Source organism: Clostridium luticellarii, assembly GCF_002995845.1.
Lineage (GTDB): Bacteria > Bacillota > Clostridia > Clostridiales > Clostridiaceae > Clostridium_B > Clostridium_B luticellarii.
Genome location: NZ_PVXP01000060.1, coordinates 1 through 19,631, shown reverse-complemented (window position 1 = coordinate 19,631; position 19,631 = coordinate 1). Strand labels below are relative to the sequence as shown.

The following is a 19,631-nucleotide window of genomic DNA, read 5'->3' as shown; positions in this document are numbered from 1 at the left end:
ATATTATAGTATCAACTAACAACACTATTATACATTAAATTTGTCATATGATCAAAGAAATTTTTAAATTTGCTTATGAATTTGTAATTGCAGTGCTGGATTGCCCCCTTTAGCTGTAGCTGTTATTGAGCATATAGTCCATATCAGAAAAAAATTAAATTGATATTTAAAATAAACTTGAAAATTTAAATAAATTACTATATAATAATAATTGACAAAGGAAATTATTTATTAATTAGTAAACTATATTAGAAACTATTCAAACTTATTACGATACAATATATGCTATATAGAATAATCAGCTAAAGAAATTAATTTGGTTTTAGATGCGGAAAATGTATTAGAATTTAAAATAAAAACTACCAGATGAACTTTTAAATATTTCCTTTGTGACATATTATCAAGTTCCTAACTATTATATACCCCCAAACTCCCGGACAGAGGCCCTCAGGGTCTCTGTTTATTTTCTGGATATTTTTACAGGGCATATAGTATTTGATTTTGTTTTGGGTTATAATTAAAGTGAAAAATTTGTTTGGGCACAGGGGGACTTCACATGATTTTTATTGAACATTATAATACTAATCCTTATATAAATCATGCAATTGAAGAATATGTAATGGATAAATTTAGTGAGGATTGTTTCATGATTTGGAGAAACAGACCCTGTATTTTAATTGGAAAGAATCAAAATACAATGTCAGAAATAAATGTGAATTATGTAAGAAAACACAATTTGTCAGTTGTCAGGAGAATGTCAGGAGGGGGAGCTATATTTAATGATCTGGGAACCTTGAATTTTACATTTATAGTGGCAGTTGACGACAATACTTTTGCAGATTTTGGAAGGTTTACGGAGCCTATAGTGAGATCACTTAAGAAGCTCAATATAGATGTGGAACTTTCTGGCAGGAATGACTTAATTGTAAATGGCAGGAAATTTTCGGGAAACTCCCAATGTAAGCATGAAAATAAGATTTTACATCATGGAAGTATTTTGTTTTCGGTTAATATGGAAAATTTGAATGGAGCCTTGAATGCAAATTCAATGAAATTTTCAGACAAGTCTGTTAAATCTGTCAGGAGCAGAGTCACAAATTTATGTGAGTATTTGAAAAAACCTATGACGGTAGTGGAATTTAAAGATTTTTTGATAAAATCCATAATGGAAGAATTCAAATGTACAAGTATTTATAGATTTTCAAGAGATGACTGGAAAAAGATAAAAAAGATATCAGACCAGAAATATGCTCTTTGGCAGTGGAATTATGGCAGCTTTAAAAGATTTACATACTCTAATGAAAAGAAGTTCAGGGGAGGAGTTGTACAGGTTAATATAAATGTATATAAAGGGATAATAGACAGCATAAAGTTTTTTGGAGATTTTTTCAGCAGTGGAGAGATTGGTGAACTTGAAGATAAATTTATAGGTGTTAAATATGACAAAGATGAGATTTTAAAAGTACTTAAGAATGTAAATGTTGAAAAGTACATGCACAGCATGAGTAATGAAAATATTATGGAAGTTATGTTTTGAAAAATCTATACATAGCGTGTTTTGAGTGAAAGTATTGTATAATAGCACATTATACTGAGGTGGGAAAAGAGGGAAAATTTTTATGCAGATTAGAAAACCGGATTGGCTGAAAGTCAAGATAAGAGGCGGGGAAATTTCAGGAGAAGTTAAAGATATATTAAAAAGGTATTCCTTAAATACCGTATGCAGAGAGGCAAATTGTCCCAATAGAATGGAATGCTTTAGCAGCAGAACTGCAACTTTTATGATACTGGGTAAAAATTGTACCAGGAATTGTACTTTTTGCAATGTTACAAAGGCCGGACCCGAACAGGTGGATGAAAGTGAACCTTTTAATGTGGCTCAGGCAGTGGACAAACTGGAACTGAAACATGCGGTTATAACTTCTGTTACCAGGGATGATTTGGAAGATGGCGGTGCATCTCATTTCGCCAGAGTTGTAGGTGAAATAAAAAAATTAAAGAAAAATGTAACTATTGAGGTTTTGATACCGGATTTTAGAGGAGACAAAATATCCTTAAAAAAGGTAGTGGATGCAAGACCGGATGTGATAAACCACAATGTGGAAACTACACCCAGGCTCTATAAAGAGGTAAGACCTATGGCAGTATACAGCCGTTCACTGGAACTTTTGGATAGGGTTAAAATCATGGACAGTTCTATTTTAACAAAATCAGGATTTATGCTTGGACTGGGAGAAAAAAGAGAAGATGTGATACAGGTAATGGAGGATTTAAGGACTGTGAACTGTGATATTTTAACTATAGGCCAGTATCTGGCACCTTCTTTAAAGCATCATCCTGTGGTGGAATATGTTCATCCCCGTATATTTGAAGAGTACAGGGAAATAGGGTTAAAATTGGGATTTAAATATGTGGCCTCCTCTCCTCTGGTGAGAAGCTCATATCATGCAGAAGAAGCTCTGAAAAATTAATGTGATATCAAAATGAAACAAAGTATAGATATTTTCTCAAAATGATACTGATTTGCATCACTTTGAGAAAATATCTTTATATAGCAAGAAATTTATTTCGTGAATCTTATGGGCAAAAACCACATCTGAACCCGGAAATTACTTGGCGAGAAACATGTATTTACACAATGGCATAAAAATTGCTTATTTTATAGTTATAGCTAAATATTTTAAATTGGGAGGTATTATCATGCATATTCCTGACAATTATTTAAGCCCATCAACTTGTGCAGTTATGGGAATAATAATGCTGCCAATATGGACAAGGGCTGTAAAAAAAGTTAAAACGGATGTCAGTAAGAAGAAAATTCCTCTATTGGGTGTGTGTGGAGCATTTTCGTTTTTAATCATGATGTTTAATGTACCCATACCTGGAGGTACTACAGCTCATGCTGTAGGGGGAACTCTAATCGCAATACTATTGGGACCCTATGCAGCAACTATTTCAATAAGTATAGCACTGCTTATACAGGCACTTTTCTTTGGTGACGGCGGAATACTTGCTTTTGGGGCAAATGCCTTTAATATGGCATTCGTGATGCCATTTGTAGGTTATGCAATATTTAAATTCGTAAAAAATAAATTAAAGGGTGCTAGAGGAGAGTACATAGCAGCTTTCATTGGAGGATATGTGGGAATTGTAGCTGCAGCTTTTATAGCTTCTATTGAATTTGGAATACAGCCTATGCTGTTCAAGGATGCATCTGGACATGCTCTTTATTGCCCTTATGGATTGTCAGTTTCCATACCTGCCATGGTTTTAGTGCATCTTTTAGTTGGGATATTGGAAGGAGTTGTAACTGCAGCAGTATATGCTTATGTGAAAAAGATGTCGCCGGACGTAATATATGATGATGTGGAAAAGACGAAAAAAGTGAATAGAAAACCTCTGTATGGACTTTTGGCAGCCATGGTTGTACTGTGCCCTCTCGGACTTCTGGCAAGTGGAGATGCTTGGGGAGAGTGGGATACAGAGGGAGTAAAATCTCTGGTGGGTTATATACCACAAGCTTTTGAGCATGGAATAAACTATAGTGCTATTGCAGCAGATTATTCCGTCCCTGGTATAAATGAGGTAGTGGGATATATTATTTCGGCAATAGCAGGAGCTGCAATTATTATAATTATATTTAAAATAGTAAGCTCCATAAAAAAAAATAATACCAGCAATACTTGATTGGTGCTTATGGTTTTCTGAGAGAGTTGTTCAAGGATTTAGTTTGAAACAGCTCTCTTTTAAATTTACATTAAACCAATGGAGACTTGACGACAATGTAAGAAATCAGTTGAAATTTTTGACTATATCTTTTAAAGCAGCAGTTAGAATGTCTATATCCTTTTTTGTGTTGAAATATCCTATACTTATTCTCATGGCACCAGTTTCATAGGTGCCCATGACTTTATGGGCTGTTGGAGCACAGTGGAATCCAACTCTTAACATTATGTCATATTCCTGATCAAGCTTAAAAGCTATTTCCTCACCTGACATACCTTTTATGTTGAAGGAGATCACACCAACTATTTTTTTAGGATCCCTGGGACCGTATATGCATATTCCTGGAACCTGAATCAATTTTTTAAGAGCATATTCAATTATTTTATCTTCTTTGGCTCTTATGTTCTCAACTCCTAAATTGGATATATATTTAATTGCTTCACCTAAGCCAACTATCCCTGCTACATTTAAAGTTCCGGGCTCAAATTTGTTTGGAAAGAAATCAGGCTGATATGGATTTTTAGAATCTACACCAGTGCCGCCTGATTTTAAAGGTTTTATATTGCTGCTGCAGTTCAATAAAAATCCACCGGTACCTGTAGGGCCAAAAAGGCTTTTATGTCCTGTAAAAGCCAGAATGTCTATATTATCTTTTTGAACATCTATAGGATAAGCACCTGCCGTTTGCGCACTGTCTACTAAAAAAGGTATATTGTGTTTTTTCGCCAGGGCCCCTATTTCTCTTATGGGCTGAATGGTTCCCAGTACATTGGAAGCATGGGTAAATACTATGAGTCTTGTATTTTCCCTTATGAGTTTCTCTACTTCTTCTGGTTTTGTTATACCTTCAGAAGTACAGGGGGTTTGAGATATCTCCACATTTCTGTCTCTTTTAAGAATATTCAATGGCCTCCACACGGAATTGTGTTCCAGGCTGCTGGTTATAACGTGATCCCCGGGTTTTAATATGCCATTTATTATTATATTCAATGAATCAGTTATGTTATAGGTAAAGATCACCCTGGAGGGATCCTTTCCATTAAACAATTTACATAGGTTATTTCTGCAGTCAAAGATAAGCCTGTCAGCGGCAATAGCTGATTTATAGGCACCTCTTCCCGCTGTAGCCCCTATATTTTTCATAAAATCTGAAATTTTATCTATTACTATGTCAGGTTTTGGATAAGATGTAGCGGCATTATCTAAATAGACGCCCAAAATATTACCTCCCTCAATTATAATTTCAATTTAGAATCACACATATTTTAATTTTCAAGTTATATGTCATATGTTATTATATAGTTAATACATTGTGAATGGCAACTGTCCATTGATAGTCTTAGAACAAAATTATACATAATATGTGATAATAATAGGGAGTGATACAATTTGAAAGAAATTTATTATAACAGTACCAGAGGACTTAAACAAAATTTTACCGCATCTAAAGCTATATTGCAGGGGATAGCTTTAGACGGCGGCCTATTTGTTCCCGATCGCATTCCATCTATAGATGAAGAGGAACTGATGAGTTTCAAACATATGGATTTTAAGCAATTGTCACTGCAGATAAGCAAAAAATTTTTTACGGATTTCAGTGATGATGAATTGAAAAAATGTATAGATATGGCCTATGATGGCAAGTTCGAATCAGATGAAATAGTTCCTTTAAACGGGGCAGGAGATGTTTTTTATCTGGAATTGTTTCATGGACCGACCCTGGCCTTTAAAGATATAGCATTATGTCTTCTTCCTCATCTTATGAGGACTTCTGCCGGAAAGCAGAATCTTCATAAGGACATAGTAATACTTACTGCAACTTCCGGAGATACGGGAAAAGCAGCATTGGAAGGTTTTGCAGATGTGGATGGAACAAAGGTAGTGGTATTTTTCCCTGAGGAAGGTGTGAGCAGTGTACAGAAAAAGCAGATGCTCACTCAAAAGGGGAGAAATGTAAAAGTTGTAGGAATAAATGGGAATTTTGATGATGCTCAAAGAGAAGTAAAGAGGATTTTCAATAATACTGAATTGAGGGAGGAGTTGGAGAAAAAATCATATATATTTTCTTCGGCTAATTCTATAAATATAGGAAGACTGATACCGCAGATAGTATATTATTTTCATGGTTATATGGAACTTGTAAGAAGGGGAGAAATAAAATTTGGTGAAAAAATAAATTTTGCAGTTCCTACAGGAAATTTTGGAGATATACTTGCAGCTTATTATGCCAAAAAAATGGGGCTGCCGGTGAATAAACTTCTGTGTGCCTCCAATGAAAATAAAGTGTTGTGTGATTTTTTAAACAGCGGTGTTTATGATGCCAGGAGGGAATTTTTAGTGACAATATCTCCCTCTATGGATATACTTATATCAAGTAATCTTGAAAGATTTATATATGATATAAGCGGTAGAGATGATGTTACCGTTAAGAATCTTATGAACGATTTAAGCGAATATGGCAAATATAAAATAAACCGGCAGATGGAGGAGAAGATGAATACATTCTATGGGGGATTTGCCACTGATGAAGAGACAAGGCAATCCATAAAGGAGGTATTTGATAATTATAGATATCTTATGGATCCTCATACTTCTGTTGCCTATTCAGTTTATAAAAAGTATCTGCAGGACACTGATGACAGTACTAAAACTATAGTGGTTTCAACTGCGAGTCCTTTTAAATTTACAAGATCTGTAATGGGTGCCCTGGATGACAGGTACAATTCAAAGGATGATTTTCAGCTTATGGAAGTTATGAGTAAAGTGACTGGACTTAGGATACCAAAACCTGTGGAAAAATTGAGTGAATGTAAAATAATTCACAATACCGTATGTGAAATAGACCAAATGGAATCTGAAGTAAAGACGTTTTTAAAATAAAGTTTTAACATGAAAAATTTACCAGATTATTTTATCAGTAGTTTGGTAAATTTTATTTGCATATTGTAAAAAATTAAATGATAATGTACATTAAAAACAAAATCATAGTTAAATTTTGTAAAATTATAGTGTAAATTCTCTATAAGTATTATATGAAAATACTATGATATGCCTTTAATCAGTAGTATAATTAGTATAATGTTAAAATAGGAATGGTCAGCAAGCTTATTGCACATAGCTGTGTTTATTTATGTGCGATATGTTTGTATACCTAAAAGGAAAAATTTTACTAATATTATATACTTTTACTGGTATTATTGTAAAAACTGATTATATAATGAAATTGCAGATATAACAAGTAATTTTTGGGTTCAGGGAAAGCCCGCTTTTAGGTAACATTCATAAATTGAATTAAATTACTGTAAATAAAGGAGAAATTTATGGTTACATCATTGTTGGAGAGATACAATCAACTTAAAGTTGATTATGAAAGCTATCAAAAGATGGCAGAAAAAACTATACAAAAGCAAAATGAAAAAATTAGAGAATTGGATAAGAAACTAGATATGCTATCTTCAATAATAGAAATAAGTCAGTATATAAATAAGTGTCTTGGCAGTGATGAGTTGATTTCTAAGATAAATGATATAATGATAGGAATTTTGGGAGTTAATTATTCCAGTATATATATTATGGAAAATAGAAAATTAAAGCTGAAGTTTACCAATTTATTCAGTACAAATCACCATTATAAAGTACAGGAATATAATAACAAAAAAGTGGATGGATTAACTCCTTATTTAATTAATTCTATTGAAAATGTATGTCTGGACAGAAGTATTCAGATACATTCTTCTTTATTCATGCCTATACGCCTAAAAGAGGAACTCCTTGGGGCAATTTTAGTTGAACACAATATTTATGGTTATTTGAATCAAGATGACATAAAGCTGTTATCTGCACTCAGCAATCAAATTGCCATATGTATAGAGAACAATAGACTTTATAACAAGATAAAGGAAAATTCCCAGAGGGATTTTTTAACAGGATTATTTAATAGGAATTATTTCTTTTCTGCCATAGGTGAAAAGATAAAAAATTGTGGAGATGGTTTTGCCATTGTAATGGTGGATGTAGATAATTTCAAAAAATGTAATGACACCTTTGGACATCAATATGGTGATATGGTGCTTAAAAATATAAGCAGTATAATAAAGAATAACATAAGAAATGAAGATATGGTGGCTAGATATGGAGGAGAAGAGATCATAATATACATGTATGATACAAGAGAAATTATGAATGTATACAGTAGAATGGACGGTATAAGAAAAATCATAGAAAAGAGTTCTGTAGAATATAATGGGAAATTGTGTCCTGTGACGGTGTCAATGGGAATAAGTCTATCCCATGACAAAAACGAGAATATAGAAGACATGATAAAGAGGGCAGATATGAATCTATACAAGGCAAAAAATTCAGGAAAAAACAAGGTAGTATGTTGATATGATCAATAAGAATTGTCTGAAAAAGGGTGATGTACATGAGCAGGAAATGGACCGAAGCTCAAAGAGAGGCTATTTTCACACAAAAATGCAATCTGCTGGTGGCGGCAGGAGCTGGGACAGGTAAAACTGCAGTACTGGTGCAGAGGATAATACAGAAGATAACTGATAATAGTAAAGATGTGGATATAGATAAGCTGCTGGTTGTGACATTTACAAATTCGGCAGCTTCTGAGATGAAAGAGAGAATAGGAGAAGCACTCTCAAAACTGTTGGAGATGAACTGTAATTCCAAAAATATTCAAAAACAGCTGACACTGCTGAATCAATCCAATATAATGACCATTCATTCTTTTTGTCTTAAAGTTATAAAGAGTAATTTTCATATGATGGATTTAGACCCAAACTTCAGAGTATGTGATAATACGGAGGCCGTACTTTTGAAACAGGATGCACTTCAGGATATCCTGGAAGAAAAGTATCAGGAAGGAGAGAGTGAATTTTTAAATCTTGTAGACAGCTTCAAAGATAAAAATGATATTATGCTTCAAAATATGGTTATGTCTCTCTATGAATTTTCGGAAAGCAATCCCTGGCCTGAAAAATGGCTTAGAACAGCTGTAGAAGATTTCAATGCAGGGGAAAATTTTAATTTTGAGGATACACTCTGGGCTAAAGAATTACGCCATAACTTGAATGTGGAGATAAGAGGATGCAAAAATAAAATGGAGAGTGCCCTGGAGAATATTAAATCAACAGAAGGTCTGGAATACTATTTAAATGTTTTTGAAAATGATATTGAAAGAATAGATGAGATGCTGGAAACTGATTCATTGGAAATAATGAAAAGCAGATTTATGAAATTGAAATTTGATAAGCTTCCAGCTAAAAAAACAGCGGATGATATAAAGGATGTAAAGGAAAAAGTCAAAAATACCAGAGATGATATAAAGAAGAAACTTAATGATATAAAAGAAAATATATTTTTATGCTTCAATGATATAGGCGAGGATATGAGAAGAGTGTATCCAAGAATTAAATGCCTGGCTTCTCTTGTAATGGATTTTAGCAGTAAATATTATGAAAAAAAAAGAGAAAGAGGAGTGCTCGATTTTAGTGATATAGAGCATTTCTGCCTAAATATATTGACGGATGTGGATGAAAAGGGAAATAAAAAACCTTCGCGGGCAGCCTTGGAATATAGAAAGTATTTTGAGGAGATATTTATAGATGAATATCAGGACAGCAATGAAGTTCAGGAAGTTATAATGAATATGATAAGCAGAAAGGGACAAAAATCAAATTTGTTTATGGTGGGGGATGTAAAACAGAGTATATACAGATTCAGGCAGTCAAAACCGGAATTGTTCCTTCAAAAGTATTTTGCTTATTCGGATAAGAAGGGCAGTGAAAATAGAAAGATAAAGCTGTCAGAAAATTTCAGGAGCAGAACGGAGATAATAAGTGCCGTAAATTATTTATTCAAGCAGATAATGTGCAGGGAAATAGGAGAACTCGACTATGGCGAGGATGAGTGCTTAATAGGTTCAGCTGGATATAAACCCTGCAGTGGAAAATGCGGCGGAGCTGTAGAAATCTATATATCAGATAAAAAGGAAACTCAATCAGAACAGGAAATTAATAGTGAGGATCTGCTGGACAATATCCAGGTGGAAGCACGCATTGCAGCAGAGAGGATAAATGAACTGGTCAATCCCAGGACGGGCGAAGGGTCTTTTAAGATATATGACAGTAAAATAGATAGCTATAGAGATGTTAGATATAAGGACATAGTGATATTGATGCGGGCGACTCAAAATTGGGCATCAATTTTTGTAGAACAGCTAAATGATCTTGGAATACCTGTATTTGCGGATACCTCAATTGGTTATTTTGATGCTGTTGAAATAAAAACCATGATATCTCTTCTTGAGATAATAGACAATCCAATACAGGATATACCGCTTGTGGCAGTGCTTAGATCTCCTGTAGAAGCATTTTTACCGGAGGAACTCATGGATTTGAGAATGGTGAATGAGAAAATCCCCTTTTATGAAGTACTTAAAGCGGTGTCACAGGAAAGTGAAGATTCTAAATATTCTCTGGATGATATAGGTGATAAGTTGAAATACAAAGTCACGGAGTTTTTGAGCAGGCTTGAGAACTGGAGAAAAAAAGTCATATATATGCCTATAGATGAATTTATATGGCATCTTTATACGGAAACTGGTTATTATGGTTTTGTAGGAGCCATGCCTGGAGGAATTCAAAGACAGGCAAATTTGAGAATGCTTTTTGAGAGGGCAAAACAATATGAAAAAAGCAGCTACAAAGGACTTTTCAATTTTATAAATTTTATAAATAAGCTTAAAAACAGCAGCGGTGATTTGGGAAGTGCAAAGATTCTCGGGGAAAATGAAGATGTGGTGAGAATAATGAGCATACATAAGAGCAAAGGACTTGAATTTCCCATAGTAATACTGTCAGGAGCCGGAAAAAATTTTAATTTGATGGACATGAATAAAAGTTTGCTGTTTCATAATAAGCTGGGTTTCGGGCCTGATTGTGTAGACGTTGAAAGACATATATCCTATCCTACTGTGATGAAGCAGGTATTGAAGAGAAAATTGAAGGCCGAGACTCTTTCAGAAGAAATGAGAATACTGTATGTAGCCTTTACCAGAGCAAAAGAAAAACTTATAATAACGGGAATGGTAAGAGATGTTGAAAAGACAGTTAAAAAATGGTGCGAATATGCATCCTATGAAGGCCGCAAGCTTTCTGAATACACACTTATGAATGCCAGGAATTTACTGGACTGGATAGGTCCAGCAATTGCAAGGCATCCCTGCGGAAAGCCTCTCCGGGATATTGCAGGTGTTCAAAGTGATTTGAATTGGATAACCGCCGGGGATAAGTCCGAATGGAAAGTGCATATTGAAAACAGAGAAGATTTTATGAATGTCGTATCTGCTGAAAAAGTTCATGAGGAGGACATAATAGAATGGATTCAAAATTTAGATAGAATGTCTTGTGAGAAAACATGTGCAGAAGAGGTGGATAAAAGACTGAACTGGAAATATAAATATGAAGAAGCCTCCAGAATACCTGCCAAATTTTCAGTGTCGGAATTGAAGAGAAGATTCAATCTTATAAATAGAGAAGACAGTGTGGAGTTTATAGAACCTGTAAATTTGAAAAAGCCGCTTTTCTTAAAAGAAAAAAGAGGTCTTACTGCAGCAGAAAGGGGAACAGTTATGCATCTTGCCATGCAGCATATTGATATTAAAAGGGTGCATTCCTATTCGGAAATAGAAGATCAGATATACAAATTGGTTTTGAGAGAATTTATAACTGAAGAAGAGGCGGAAACTATATCAATACAGAAAATATTAAATTTTTTTAATTCCTCCATTGGAGAGAGGATGAAAAAAGCTAAAAATTTATACAGGGAAGTTCCCTTTTACATGGAAATTGGCAGCAGTGAGATATACAGGGAATTGCCTTCAAAGATTTATGACAGTGAGAAAGTGCTGGTGCAGGGGATAATAGATTGTTATTTTCAGGAGGAAAATGAATTGGTGCTGCTGGATTATAAGACGGATTATGTAAAAAGTTCAGAGGATATGAGAGAAAAATATAGAGTTCAGATTTGGTATTATGCACGGGCGCTGGAAAAGCTCACGGGGAAAAAGGTAAAAAATAAATATTTATATCTATTTTATGAGGATAGTTTATTGGAGATTTAAAAAATAATATTATATTTATAGGAGGAATTCGTATGGAGAGTGTTGTTGATAAATTCTTGAGATATGTAAAATTTGACACCAGTTCCGATGAAGAATCGAACACGGTGCCGAGCACTTTGAAACAATTAAAGCTGGCAGGACAGCTGTCAAAGGAGCTGTCAAATCTCAAGCTGAAAAATGTGTCCCTGGATAAAAACGGGTATGTGACGGCTGTTTTACCTGCCAACACTGAAAAAGCAGTTCCTGCAGTTGGTTTTATAGCTCATATGGATACTAGTCCGGAGACTTCAGGTAAAAATGTGAACCCGAGGATAATAGAGGACTATGATGGTGGAGATATTGTTTTAAATGAACAGAAAAATATAGTTTTAAGTGTTAAAGATTTTCCCGAGATAACAAATTACAGGGGCAAGACACTTATAACCACGGATGGAACAACCCTCCTTGGAGCAGATGATAAAGCAGGTATTGCAGAAATAATGGCAGCAGTAGAATATTTGGTTCAGCATCCGGAAATAAAACATGGAGATATAAAAATAGGTTTTACCCCGGATGAGGAAATAGGAAGAGGTCCGGATCATTTTGATGTGAAAAAGTTTAATGCTGAATTTGCATATACTGTAGATGGAGGGGGTATTGGAGAATTGGAATTTGAAAATTTCAATGCAGCTTCTGCAAAAATAACGGTATATGGCAGAAATGTTCATCCTGGAGAGGCAAAAGGCAAGATGATAAATTCAATGCTTATAGCCGGTGAATTCATGGGTATGCTTCCTGAAAGTGAAATTCCGGCAGCTACATCCGGATATGATGGATTTTATCATATTGTCTCAATGAAGGGTGATGTTGATAGAACTACACTCAACTATATCATAAGAGATTTTTCACAGAAGAAATTTGAGAAGAGAAAAAATTTTATAAAGAATTGTGTCAGTAAAATCAATAGGAAATATGATAGAGAAGTTATAAAAGCTGAGGTAACAGAACAGTATAAAAATATGAAGGAGAAAATAGAACCTGTAAAATATATAGTTGATATAGCTTCCCAGGCCATGAGGGAATCTGGAGTAGAACCTAAAATTGTACCTATTAGAGGCGGCACCGATGGTGCACGGCTGTCCTTCATGGGACTTCCGACTCCCAACATATTTACAGGAGGCCATAATTTTCACGGCAAATTCGAGTATATACCGACCTTTGCCATGGAAAAAGCAGTGCAGATTATAGTCAAAATAGCTCAGATAACCGAGAAGAATTATAGTAACTCTTTTTAAAATTTGTAATATTATATTCAATAAAGAGGATAGCACTTTTAGGGAAGGTGTATGTATGAAAGATAGAAATGAATTTAAGATAACCATGGATATAATAGAGGAATGTTTAAAAGAATGTCTGGAAAATGAAAATTGTCATGGAGAAAAAGATAAACCACGCTATATCAGCAGTAGATAAAAGCATGGTTTATAATTATCAAGTGATTCTTAGGTTCAGATGGAGTTTGCTTATAAGGAATACTTTTCTCCACCTGAACCTTAGCAGAACTTATCCAGACGCGTAGCAGTGATTATCTCCCACTTTGAGAAAAGCAGATGCCCCAAATCTTTGATTTGGTGACAGTCACTTTCACAGAGTGCGCTGGGAGTGTTAGCAATGGTAGCGTTCGGATAAAAGTCTAATCAATGGAATACTTTTTTTCCAGATGCCTGAAAGCAATTACCAGCACTGAAGTTATGATCAGATATATTACGGCAGCTATTATAAAGGGAGTAATGGTAAAGTCACGGGTTACCACTTCCTTTGCTGCTCTTAAAAGATCTCCAACTCCTATAGTTGCAACTAAGGCTGAATCCTTTATCAAATTTATGCTTTCATTACAAACTGGAGGAAGCACATTCCGGGCAGTTTGTGGAATTATTATTTTTGTCATAGTCTGATAGTAATTCATTCCCAGAACCTTGGCAGCTTCATATTGACCTTTGTCTATGGATTCAATGCCGCCTCTGAATATTTCCGCCAAATATGCGGCGTAGTTTATAGTAAAAGCGAGGCCGGCAGCAGATAGAGGAGATAATCTTATGCCGATTACAGGAAGACCAAAATAAGCAAAAAATAACTGTAAGAGCAGAGGTGTTCCCCTAAAAGCCCAGGTGTATAAACCTAGAAGGGCTCTCAATGGTTTGATTTTAGATATTTTACCTATTGCCACCATACATCCCAAAGGTACGGAAAATACAGCAGTTATAAAAAACAGCTCTGCAGTTATTAAACTTCCCTTCAATATAAACATTGTAACATCCATAAGACTAGCCAATTGAATCACATCCTAACCCATTATTTTGCAATTATGTCTTTATTAAACCACTTTTGTGATATTTTATCCGCAGTTCCGTCTTTTTTGATGGAATCAAGTGCCTCGTTTAATTTGGCCTTAAAACTTGAGTCGGTTTTTCTTATACCCACACCGTAGTCCTCTTTTCCAAAATTATCGTCAAGTATTTTATATAATCCAGCTTTTTTCTGAAGATAGTACCTTCCCACAACCTCATCTACTACTACGGCATCTATACGACCCTGGTTCAAGTCCAGCAGAGCTTCAGTGTTGTTTGAATATTTTCTTATATCCTTTAGAGACTTTGAAGTGGCAGTATCTGCGTTTAATGCGTTTTCACTGCTGCTTCCAAGCTGAAGACCTACGGTTTTACCTGCTAGATCTTTTTTATTTTTTATATCTGAATTATTTTTAACTACAATTATCTGCTTGTTTTGCAGATATACTTTTGAAAAGTCTATTTGTTTTTTCCTATCCTCTGTTATAGTCAATCCATTCCATATAACATCTATGTCCTTGTTATTCAAGCTTAAAATAATACCGTCCCATTGTACTGGTTTGAATACTACATTTACTCCCATTTTTTTTGCAGCCGCCCTGGCCATATCTATGTCAAAGCCAACTATTTGTCCTTTTTCGTCCCTAAATCCCATTGGAGGGAAACTGTCATCCAGACCAACTACAAATTCACCCTTTGATTTTATATCATTCCAGGAATTGTCGGATTTTTGAGATTGTCCACAGCCTGAAAGCATCGCTGACAGCAGGAATACTGCAATAATTAAAATGCCCAGCTTTTTTTTCATTTTATTACCTCCCTTATACTTTGTATCTCCCATAGATATTATAATTTAACATGATAAATTTGTAAACTGATAAAATTCAAATAAGGGATAATTGCATATATAAATAAAAAAATACTGAACGAAATATGTAAAACAGAGTTCGTTCAGTACACCATTATTTTGATTTTGGTCTATGACATTTTAAGGTTTCTGGCAGCAGATTTTATGTCCTCTTTTCCTAAAATTGCAGATATTACGGAGATTCCATCGACTCCCGTGGACAATACATCTTTGAAATTATCCTGGCTTATTCCACCTATGGCAACAGCAGGTATGTTTATACTATTGTAGATTCTGCGAACGCCTCCCACACCTATAGGTGTATCTATGTCTTTTTTGGTTCCGGTAAAAAAGACAGTTCCTATTCCAACATAATCCGCACTGTTTTTTTCCGCATCTACAGCCTCTTCTACAGTGCCTGCAGATATTCCTATTATTTTGTTTTTGCCCAATATCCTTCTGGCCGCAGTCAAAGGCATGTCACTTTGTCCAAGGTGTACGCCGTCAGCATCTACAGCCTGAGCTATATCCAACCTATCATTTATTATGAAGGGAATATTATAGTGATGTGTAACTTCTTTTATCTCCAGCGCCAGTTTGTAAAATTCTCTTGTAGAGATATTTTTTTCTCTCAGCTGGACTAAAGTGACACCGCCTAGAATTGCATCTTCTACAGCCTTTGATAAACTGATATTTTTTAAAAAGCCTCTGTCTGTAACCAGATACAGACTATAATCTATTTCCATGTTATTTTAGTACCCTCCCTTAATTTTTCTTCGCTCAGCTCATATATACAGTCTATGAGTTTGACCCTGAAACTCCCGGGTGAGGTGGCTTTTTTAAAAGCTTCTTCACCAGCTATATTCATTGAAAGTATAGCAGTTACAGTAGCTGTGAATTTATCCTGGTCAGCTCCGCAGGTAGCACCACAGAGGGCTCCCAGCATACAGCCGGCTCCAGTAACTTTGGTGAGCATTTTTGTACCATTTTCAATTATGGCGCTGTTTTTTCCATCTGTTATAAAATCCTTTTCGCCTGTAGCGGCAACTACACAATTATACTTATGGGACAGGGCTATACATGATTCTAAAGCGCCTTCTCCATTATCTAATGAATCAACCCCTTTTACATTAGAAGATTGTCCAGCTAAAAATTTGATTTCTCCTATGTTGCCTTTTATAACATCAATTTTTCCAACCTGAAATATTCTGTTTATAATCTGAATTTTTTTGGGTACAGCAGCACAAGCCACCGGATCTAATACTACAGGAACATTGTGGATCTTTGCAGAAGTACTGGCCAAAATTGCAGCTTGTTCCTGTTCTTTGACGAAAGTTCCTAAATTAATGTATAAGGCAGAAGACAATTTGACAAAATCAAAAACTTCATCATAAGCTTCACACATGGCGGGTGAAGCACCATAGGATAAAAGAATATTTGCACAGTCATTTATGGTAACGTAGTTGGTAATGCAGTGAACAAGAGGAGCCTTTTCTCTGACTTCCCCTAATATTTCTGCTGCTTTTTGTAAATTTGAATTGTTCAATTCTTAACCCCCTCTAGATTTTAAAATAATTAACCCTGTTAAAAAGGTATATCAGCTTTTTTATATACTTCGATAAAATGTCCTACAGGTCCCACACCATGACCTATGGAAAATGAATTTTCTATTGCTTTAGTGATGTACTGCTTTGACAGGGAAACGGCCCTGTCTACTGGATAGCCTTTAGCAAGATAAGAGGCTATGGCAGAAGATATGGTACATCCCGTTCCATGAGTATTCTTAGTATTTATCCTGCGGCCCTTTAGAGTGATTATTTTATTGTTGTACAGTAAAATGTCGTCCGCGTCTTTATCTCTGTGCCCACCTTTTACCAATACATTTTTTGCACCAAGTTCTTTTATTTTAAAAGCTGATTTTTCCATATCCATTTCGTTTTCAATTTTTAGTGAGGTTAATACCTGCGCTTCAGGTATATTAGGAGTTATGACGTCGGCAATGCCTACCATATTTTTTATAGCTGTTTCAGCTTCAGGTTTTAAAAGGGAATAGCCGCTTTTTGATATCATTACCGGATCGAGTACTATGTTTTTAGCTTTGTATTCTGTTAAAAGCTTTTTTATAACGGCTATGGTTTTACTGTTTGAAACCATTCCGATCTTTACGGCATCTATTTCGATGTCATCGAATATAGATCTTATCTGTGCTTCTACAATTTCAGGAGTTACATCCATTACATCCTGTACACCCATGGTATTTTGCGCCGTGACAGCAGTAATTACACTCATTCCATATACGCCAAGAGCGCTCATGGTTTTTAAATCAGCCTGTATTCCTGCTCCGCCTGAGCTGTCGGAACCTGCAATTGTCAATACTTTTTTCATATGATAACACTCCTATACAAAAAGATGCATGCTGGAAAGCATACATCTATGATAAAAATCAGAATTCATGTAGATTACTTCCCTACGCCAGTTTTACCTGGATCAGGTTCAAAGGGTTAGAGGAATATCTCTTCTCAGCTCTATTAGAGCACCCCCATAAACTATAATATTTTAAGTTTATTGTACTACATTGATAAAAATTTGTAAATTATATTGTTACAATAAAATAATCAGAGAAGTGTGAAAAATTTTATTTTCCAAGAATTTCCCCATCGGAATCCGATCCTTTAAAGCCGGGTTTTCCAGTATTCAGTTGTTCGGATACAACTTTCTTTTTATTTAAGCCAAATATATAATAACAGCCTATTAAAAGTGCAAACCAGATTGGTGCTACGACAAGTGCTATTAAAGTATCCTTATTAAAGAACATCATTACAACTACAAAAGCTAAAAAAGCTAAAGTGGTCCAATTAAGATAAGGATATCCGAACATTGGAAAATGAAGTTTTTTTACTTCTTCAGAAGTGAGCCTTTTTCGGAATTTCATCTGGGCAACTAGAATTATTCCCCAGACCCAAATTGCACCAAATGTTGCAACACTGGTTACATAAGTGAATACTTTCCCTGGAACTAAATAGTTAAGGACAACTCCAATTAAAAGAAAAAATGCAGAAATTACAATGCCTGCAGTTGGAACATGAGTTTTTCCAAGCTTGCCAAATATTTTTGGTGCAGTTCCCTGCAGAGAGAGATTATAGAGCATACGTCCGGTACTAAAAATACCGCTGTTGCAGGAGGATAAGGCTGCAGTCAATACCACAAAATTTATAATCCCTGCTGCTGCTGAAATTCCAAGCTTGCTGAAAGTCAAAACAAAAGGACTTCCTATGGTGCCAAGGCTGTTCCAGGGATAAAGGGACATTATTACAAAAAGTGCTCCCACGTAAAACACCAATATTCTCCAAAATACTTTGTTGATGGCAGATGGTATCGTTTTCTCGGGGTTCTTTGCCTCACCAGCTGTAACACCTATAAGCTCTGTTCCGAGATAGGCAAACATGACCATTACTACAGAAAGCATAGGACCCCAGACACCTTTAGGGAAAAATCCTCCATGGGACCACAGATTTGAAATACCTATAGGTTTTCCTCCGTTTCCCAGGCCGAACACAATCATAAGTACACCTAATCCGATCATTATGATAATTGTAACCACTTTAATCAGTGCAAACCAAAATTCAAATTCACCATAGGCCTTTACTGCTATCAAATTCACACATGTCATTATGACAAGGGCTGCAAGAGCAGGTATCCATTGAGGCATGGTTGGAATCCAGAATTTAACGTATACACCTACTGCTGTAATTTCAGCCATACAGGTTACCACCCACATGAACCAATAGGTCCAACCAGTTAGATACCCTGCCATAGGTCCTATGAATTCATTGGCATAAGCGCTGAAGGAACCAGAAACCGGATATGAAGTTGCCAGCTCACCCAAGGCTCTCATGATAATGAACATAGCAAGTCCAGCTATGGTATAAATCAGAAGGATTGCAGGTCCAGCTGTTTGAATAGCAGTGGCAGAACCAAGAAATAATCCTACACCAATTGCACCTCCCAGGGCTATCAGCTGAATATGTCGTTCTTCCAGACCACGTTCTAGATTTTCATTTAATGCATCTTGTTTACTCATACATAGTATTCCTCCTCAGTAATTAAATAAACTTTAGGGTAATTTAAGATTAGAAAATTATTTATCCAAAAGCTACCATTGCTAATACTTCCACGCACTCTGTGAAAGCGACTGTCACCAAATCAAAGAATTTGGGACATCTGTTTTCTCAAAGTGGGAGATAAGCACTGCTACGCGCCTGGATAAGGTAATTCTTAGGTTCGCAATGATCTTGCTTATGAGAAAAATCTTTTTCAAGAACCTTAGAAGAGCCAATGCAGGGGCGTAACAGTTCTTAACCTGCCATGTTGTAAAACTGGAAGGTTTTACAACTGGCAGCCATCGGACAAGTTCTTTCCTAAAGGATACGTATTCTAAATGCTAAAAGCACTAAGAATACTGTTAATAAGGTTCAGGTGGAGAAAAAGTATTTCTTATAAGCAAACTCCATCTGAACCTAAGAATCACTTAATTAAGAAAAATGTATTTTCCTTCATATCTATTATACATTATTCAAAATATTCGTAAATAAATAAT

General features: G+C 35.3%; 15 protein-coding genes and 1 riboswitch. Of the genes, 8 read left to right on the top strand and 7 right to left on the bottom strand.

Annotation, left to right across the window (positions count from 1 at the left end; genetic code table 11):
- The first annotated feature begins 556 nt into the window (after positions 1–556).
- From CLLU_RS14680 to cbiM, 3 genes are all read left to right on the top strand, one after another.
- Positions 557–1,537 carry a lipoate--protein ligase gene (locus CLLU_RS14680; protein WP_106010539.1) on the top strand — a complete coding sequence of 327 codons (981 nt, stop codon included), beginning with the start codon at positions 557–559 and terminating at the stop codon, positions 1,535–1,537.
- Between the two features lie 82 nt (positions 1,538–1,619).
- The gene (gene lipA / locus CLLU_RS14675; protein ID WP_106010538.1) at positions 1,620–2,471 is read left to right on the top strand and encodes a lipoyl synthase; all 852 of its coding nucleotides are present in this window, start codon (positions 1,620–1,622) and stop codon (positions 2,469–2,471) included.
- A gap of 229 nt (positions 2,472–2,700) precedes the next feature.
- Positions 2,701–3,687 (top strand): cobalt transporter CbiM, encoded by a 987-nt coding sequence (gene cbiM, locus CLLU_RS14670; RefSeq protein ID WP_106010537.1) that lies wholly within the window; start codon positions 2,701–2,703, stop codon positions 3,685–3,687.
- Between the two features lie 105 nt (positions 3,688–3,792).
- Here the strand turns inward: cbiM and CLLU_RS14665 are convergent, their stop codons facing one another.
- Positions 3,793–4,944: an aminotransferase class V-fold PLP-dependent enzyme gene (locus tag CLLU_RS14665; RefSeq protein ID WP_106010536.1), complete on the bottom strand. Its 1,152-nt coding sequence runs from the start codon at positions 4,942–4,944 to the stop codon at positions 3,793–3,795.
- A gap of 171 nt (positions 4,945–5,115) precedes the next feature.
- Between CLLU_RS14665 and thrC the strand changes: the two genes are divergently transcribed.
- From thrC to CLLU_RS19355, 5 genes are all read left to right on the top strand, one after another.
- On the top strand, positions 5,116–6,606 hold the full coding sequence (thrC, locus tag CLLU_RS14660; protein WP_106010535.1) for a threonine synthase: 1,491 nt from the start codon (positions 5,116–5,118) through the stop codon (positions 6,604–6,606).
- 440 nt (positions 6,607–7,046) lie between these two features.
- On the top strand, positions 7,047–8,111 hold the full coding sequence (locus CLLU_RS14655) for a sensor domain-containing diguanylate cyclase (RefSeq protein ID WP_106010534.1): 1,065 nt from the start codon (positions 7,047–7,049) through the stop codon (positions 8,109–8,111).
- Between the two features lie 38 nt (positions 8,112–8,149).
- Positions 8,150–11,860 (top strand): helicase-exonuclease AddAB subunit AddA, encoded by a 3,711-nt coding sequence (gene addA / locus CLLU_RS14650; protein WP_106010533.1) that lies wholly within the window; start codon positions 8,150–8,152, stop codon positions 11,858–11,860.
- A gap of 32 nt (positions 11,861–11,892) precedes the next feature.
- Positions 11,893–13,134, top strand: coding sequence for a peptidase T (gene pepT / locus CLLU_RS14645; protein WP_106010532.1), 1,242 nt, complete (start codon positions 11,893–11,895; stop codon positions 13,132–13,134).
- A 55-nt stretch (positions 13,135–13,189) separates the two neighbouring features.
- Entirely contained in the window at positions 13,190–13,312 is a 123-nt protein-coding gene (locus CLLU_RS19355) for a hypothetical protein (RefSeq protein WP_273334912.1), read from the top strand.
- A gap of 220 nt (positions 13,313–13,532) precedes the next feature.
- Here the strand turns inward: CLLU_RS19355 and CLLU_RS14640 are convergent, their stop codons facing one another.
- From CLLU_RS14640 to CLLU_RS14615, 6 genes are all read right to left on the bottom strand, one after another.
- Positions 13,533–14,159, bottom strand: a complete 627-nt coding sequence (locus CLLU_RS14640; protein ID WP_420536051.1) for an amino acid ABC transporter permease — start codon at positions 14,157–14,159, stop codon at positions 13,533–13,535.
- Positions 14,160–14,191: 32 nt separating this feature from the next.
- A complete protein-coding gene (locus CLLU_RS14635; protein WP_106010530.1) occupies positions 14,192–14,995 on the bottom strand; it encodes an amino acid ABC transporter substrate-binding protein in 804 nt (267 codons plus the stop codon).
- A 170-nt stretch (positions 14,996–15,165) separates the two neighbouring features.
- Positions 15,166–15,780, bottom strand: coding sequence for a thiamine phosphate synthase (gene thiE / locus CLLU_RS14630; RefSeq protein WP_106010529.1), 615 nt, complete (start codon positions 15,778–15,780; stop codon positions 15,166–15,168).
- Positions 15,771–16,580: a hydroxyethylthiazole kinase gene (thiM, locus tag CLLU_RS14625; RefSeq protein ID WP_106010528.1), complete on the bottom strand. Its 810-nt coding sequence runs from the start codon at positions 16,578–16,580 to the stop codon at positions 15,771–15,773. The genes thiE and thiM overlap by 10 nt, the downstream gene beginning before the upstream one ends.
- A gap of 38 nt (positions 16,581–16,618) precedes the next feature.
- Entirely contained in the window at positions 16,619–17,419 is an 801-nt protein-coding gene (gene thiD, locus CLLU_RS14620; protein WP_106010527.1) for a bifunctional hydroxymethylpyrimidine kinase/phosphomethylpyrimidine kinase, read from the bottom strand.
- 62 nt (positions 17,420–17,481) lie between these two features.
- Positions 17,482–17,585, bottom strand: a riboswitch (TPP riboswitch).
- 84 nt (positions 17,586–17,669) lie between these two features.
- Complete coding sequence (locus tag CLLU_RS14615) at positions 17,670–19,115, bottom strand: amino acid permease (protein ID WP_106010526.1); 1,446 nt, start codon at positions 19,113–19,115, stop codon at positions 17,670–17,672.
- Between the last annotated feature and the right edge of the window lie 516 nt (positions 19,116–19,631).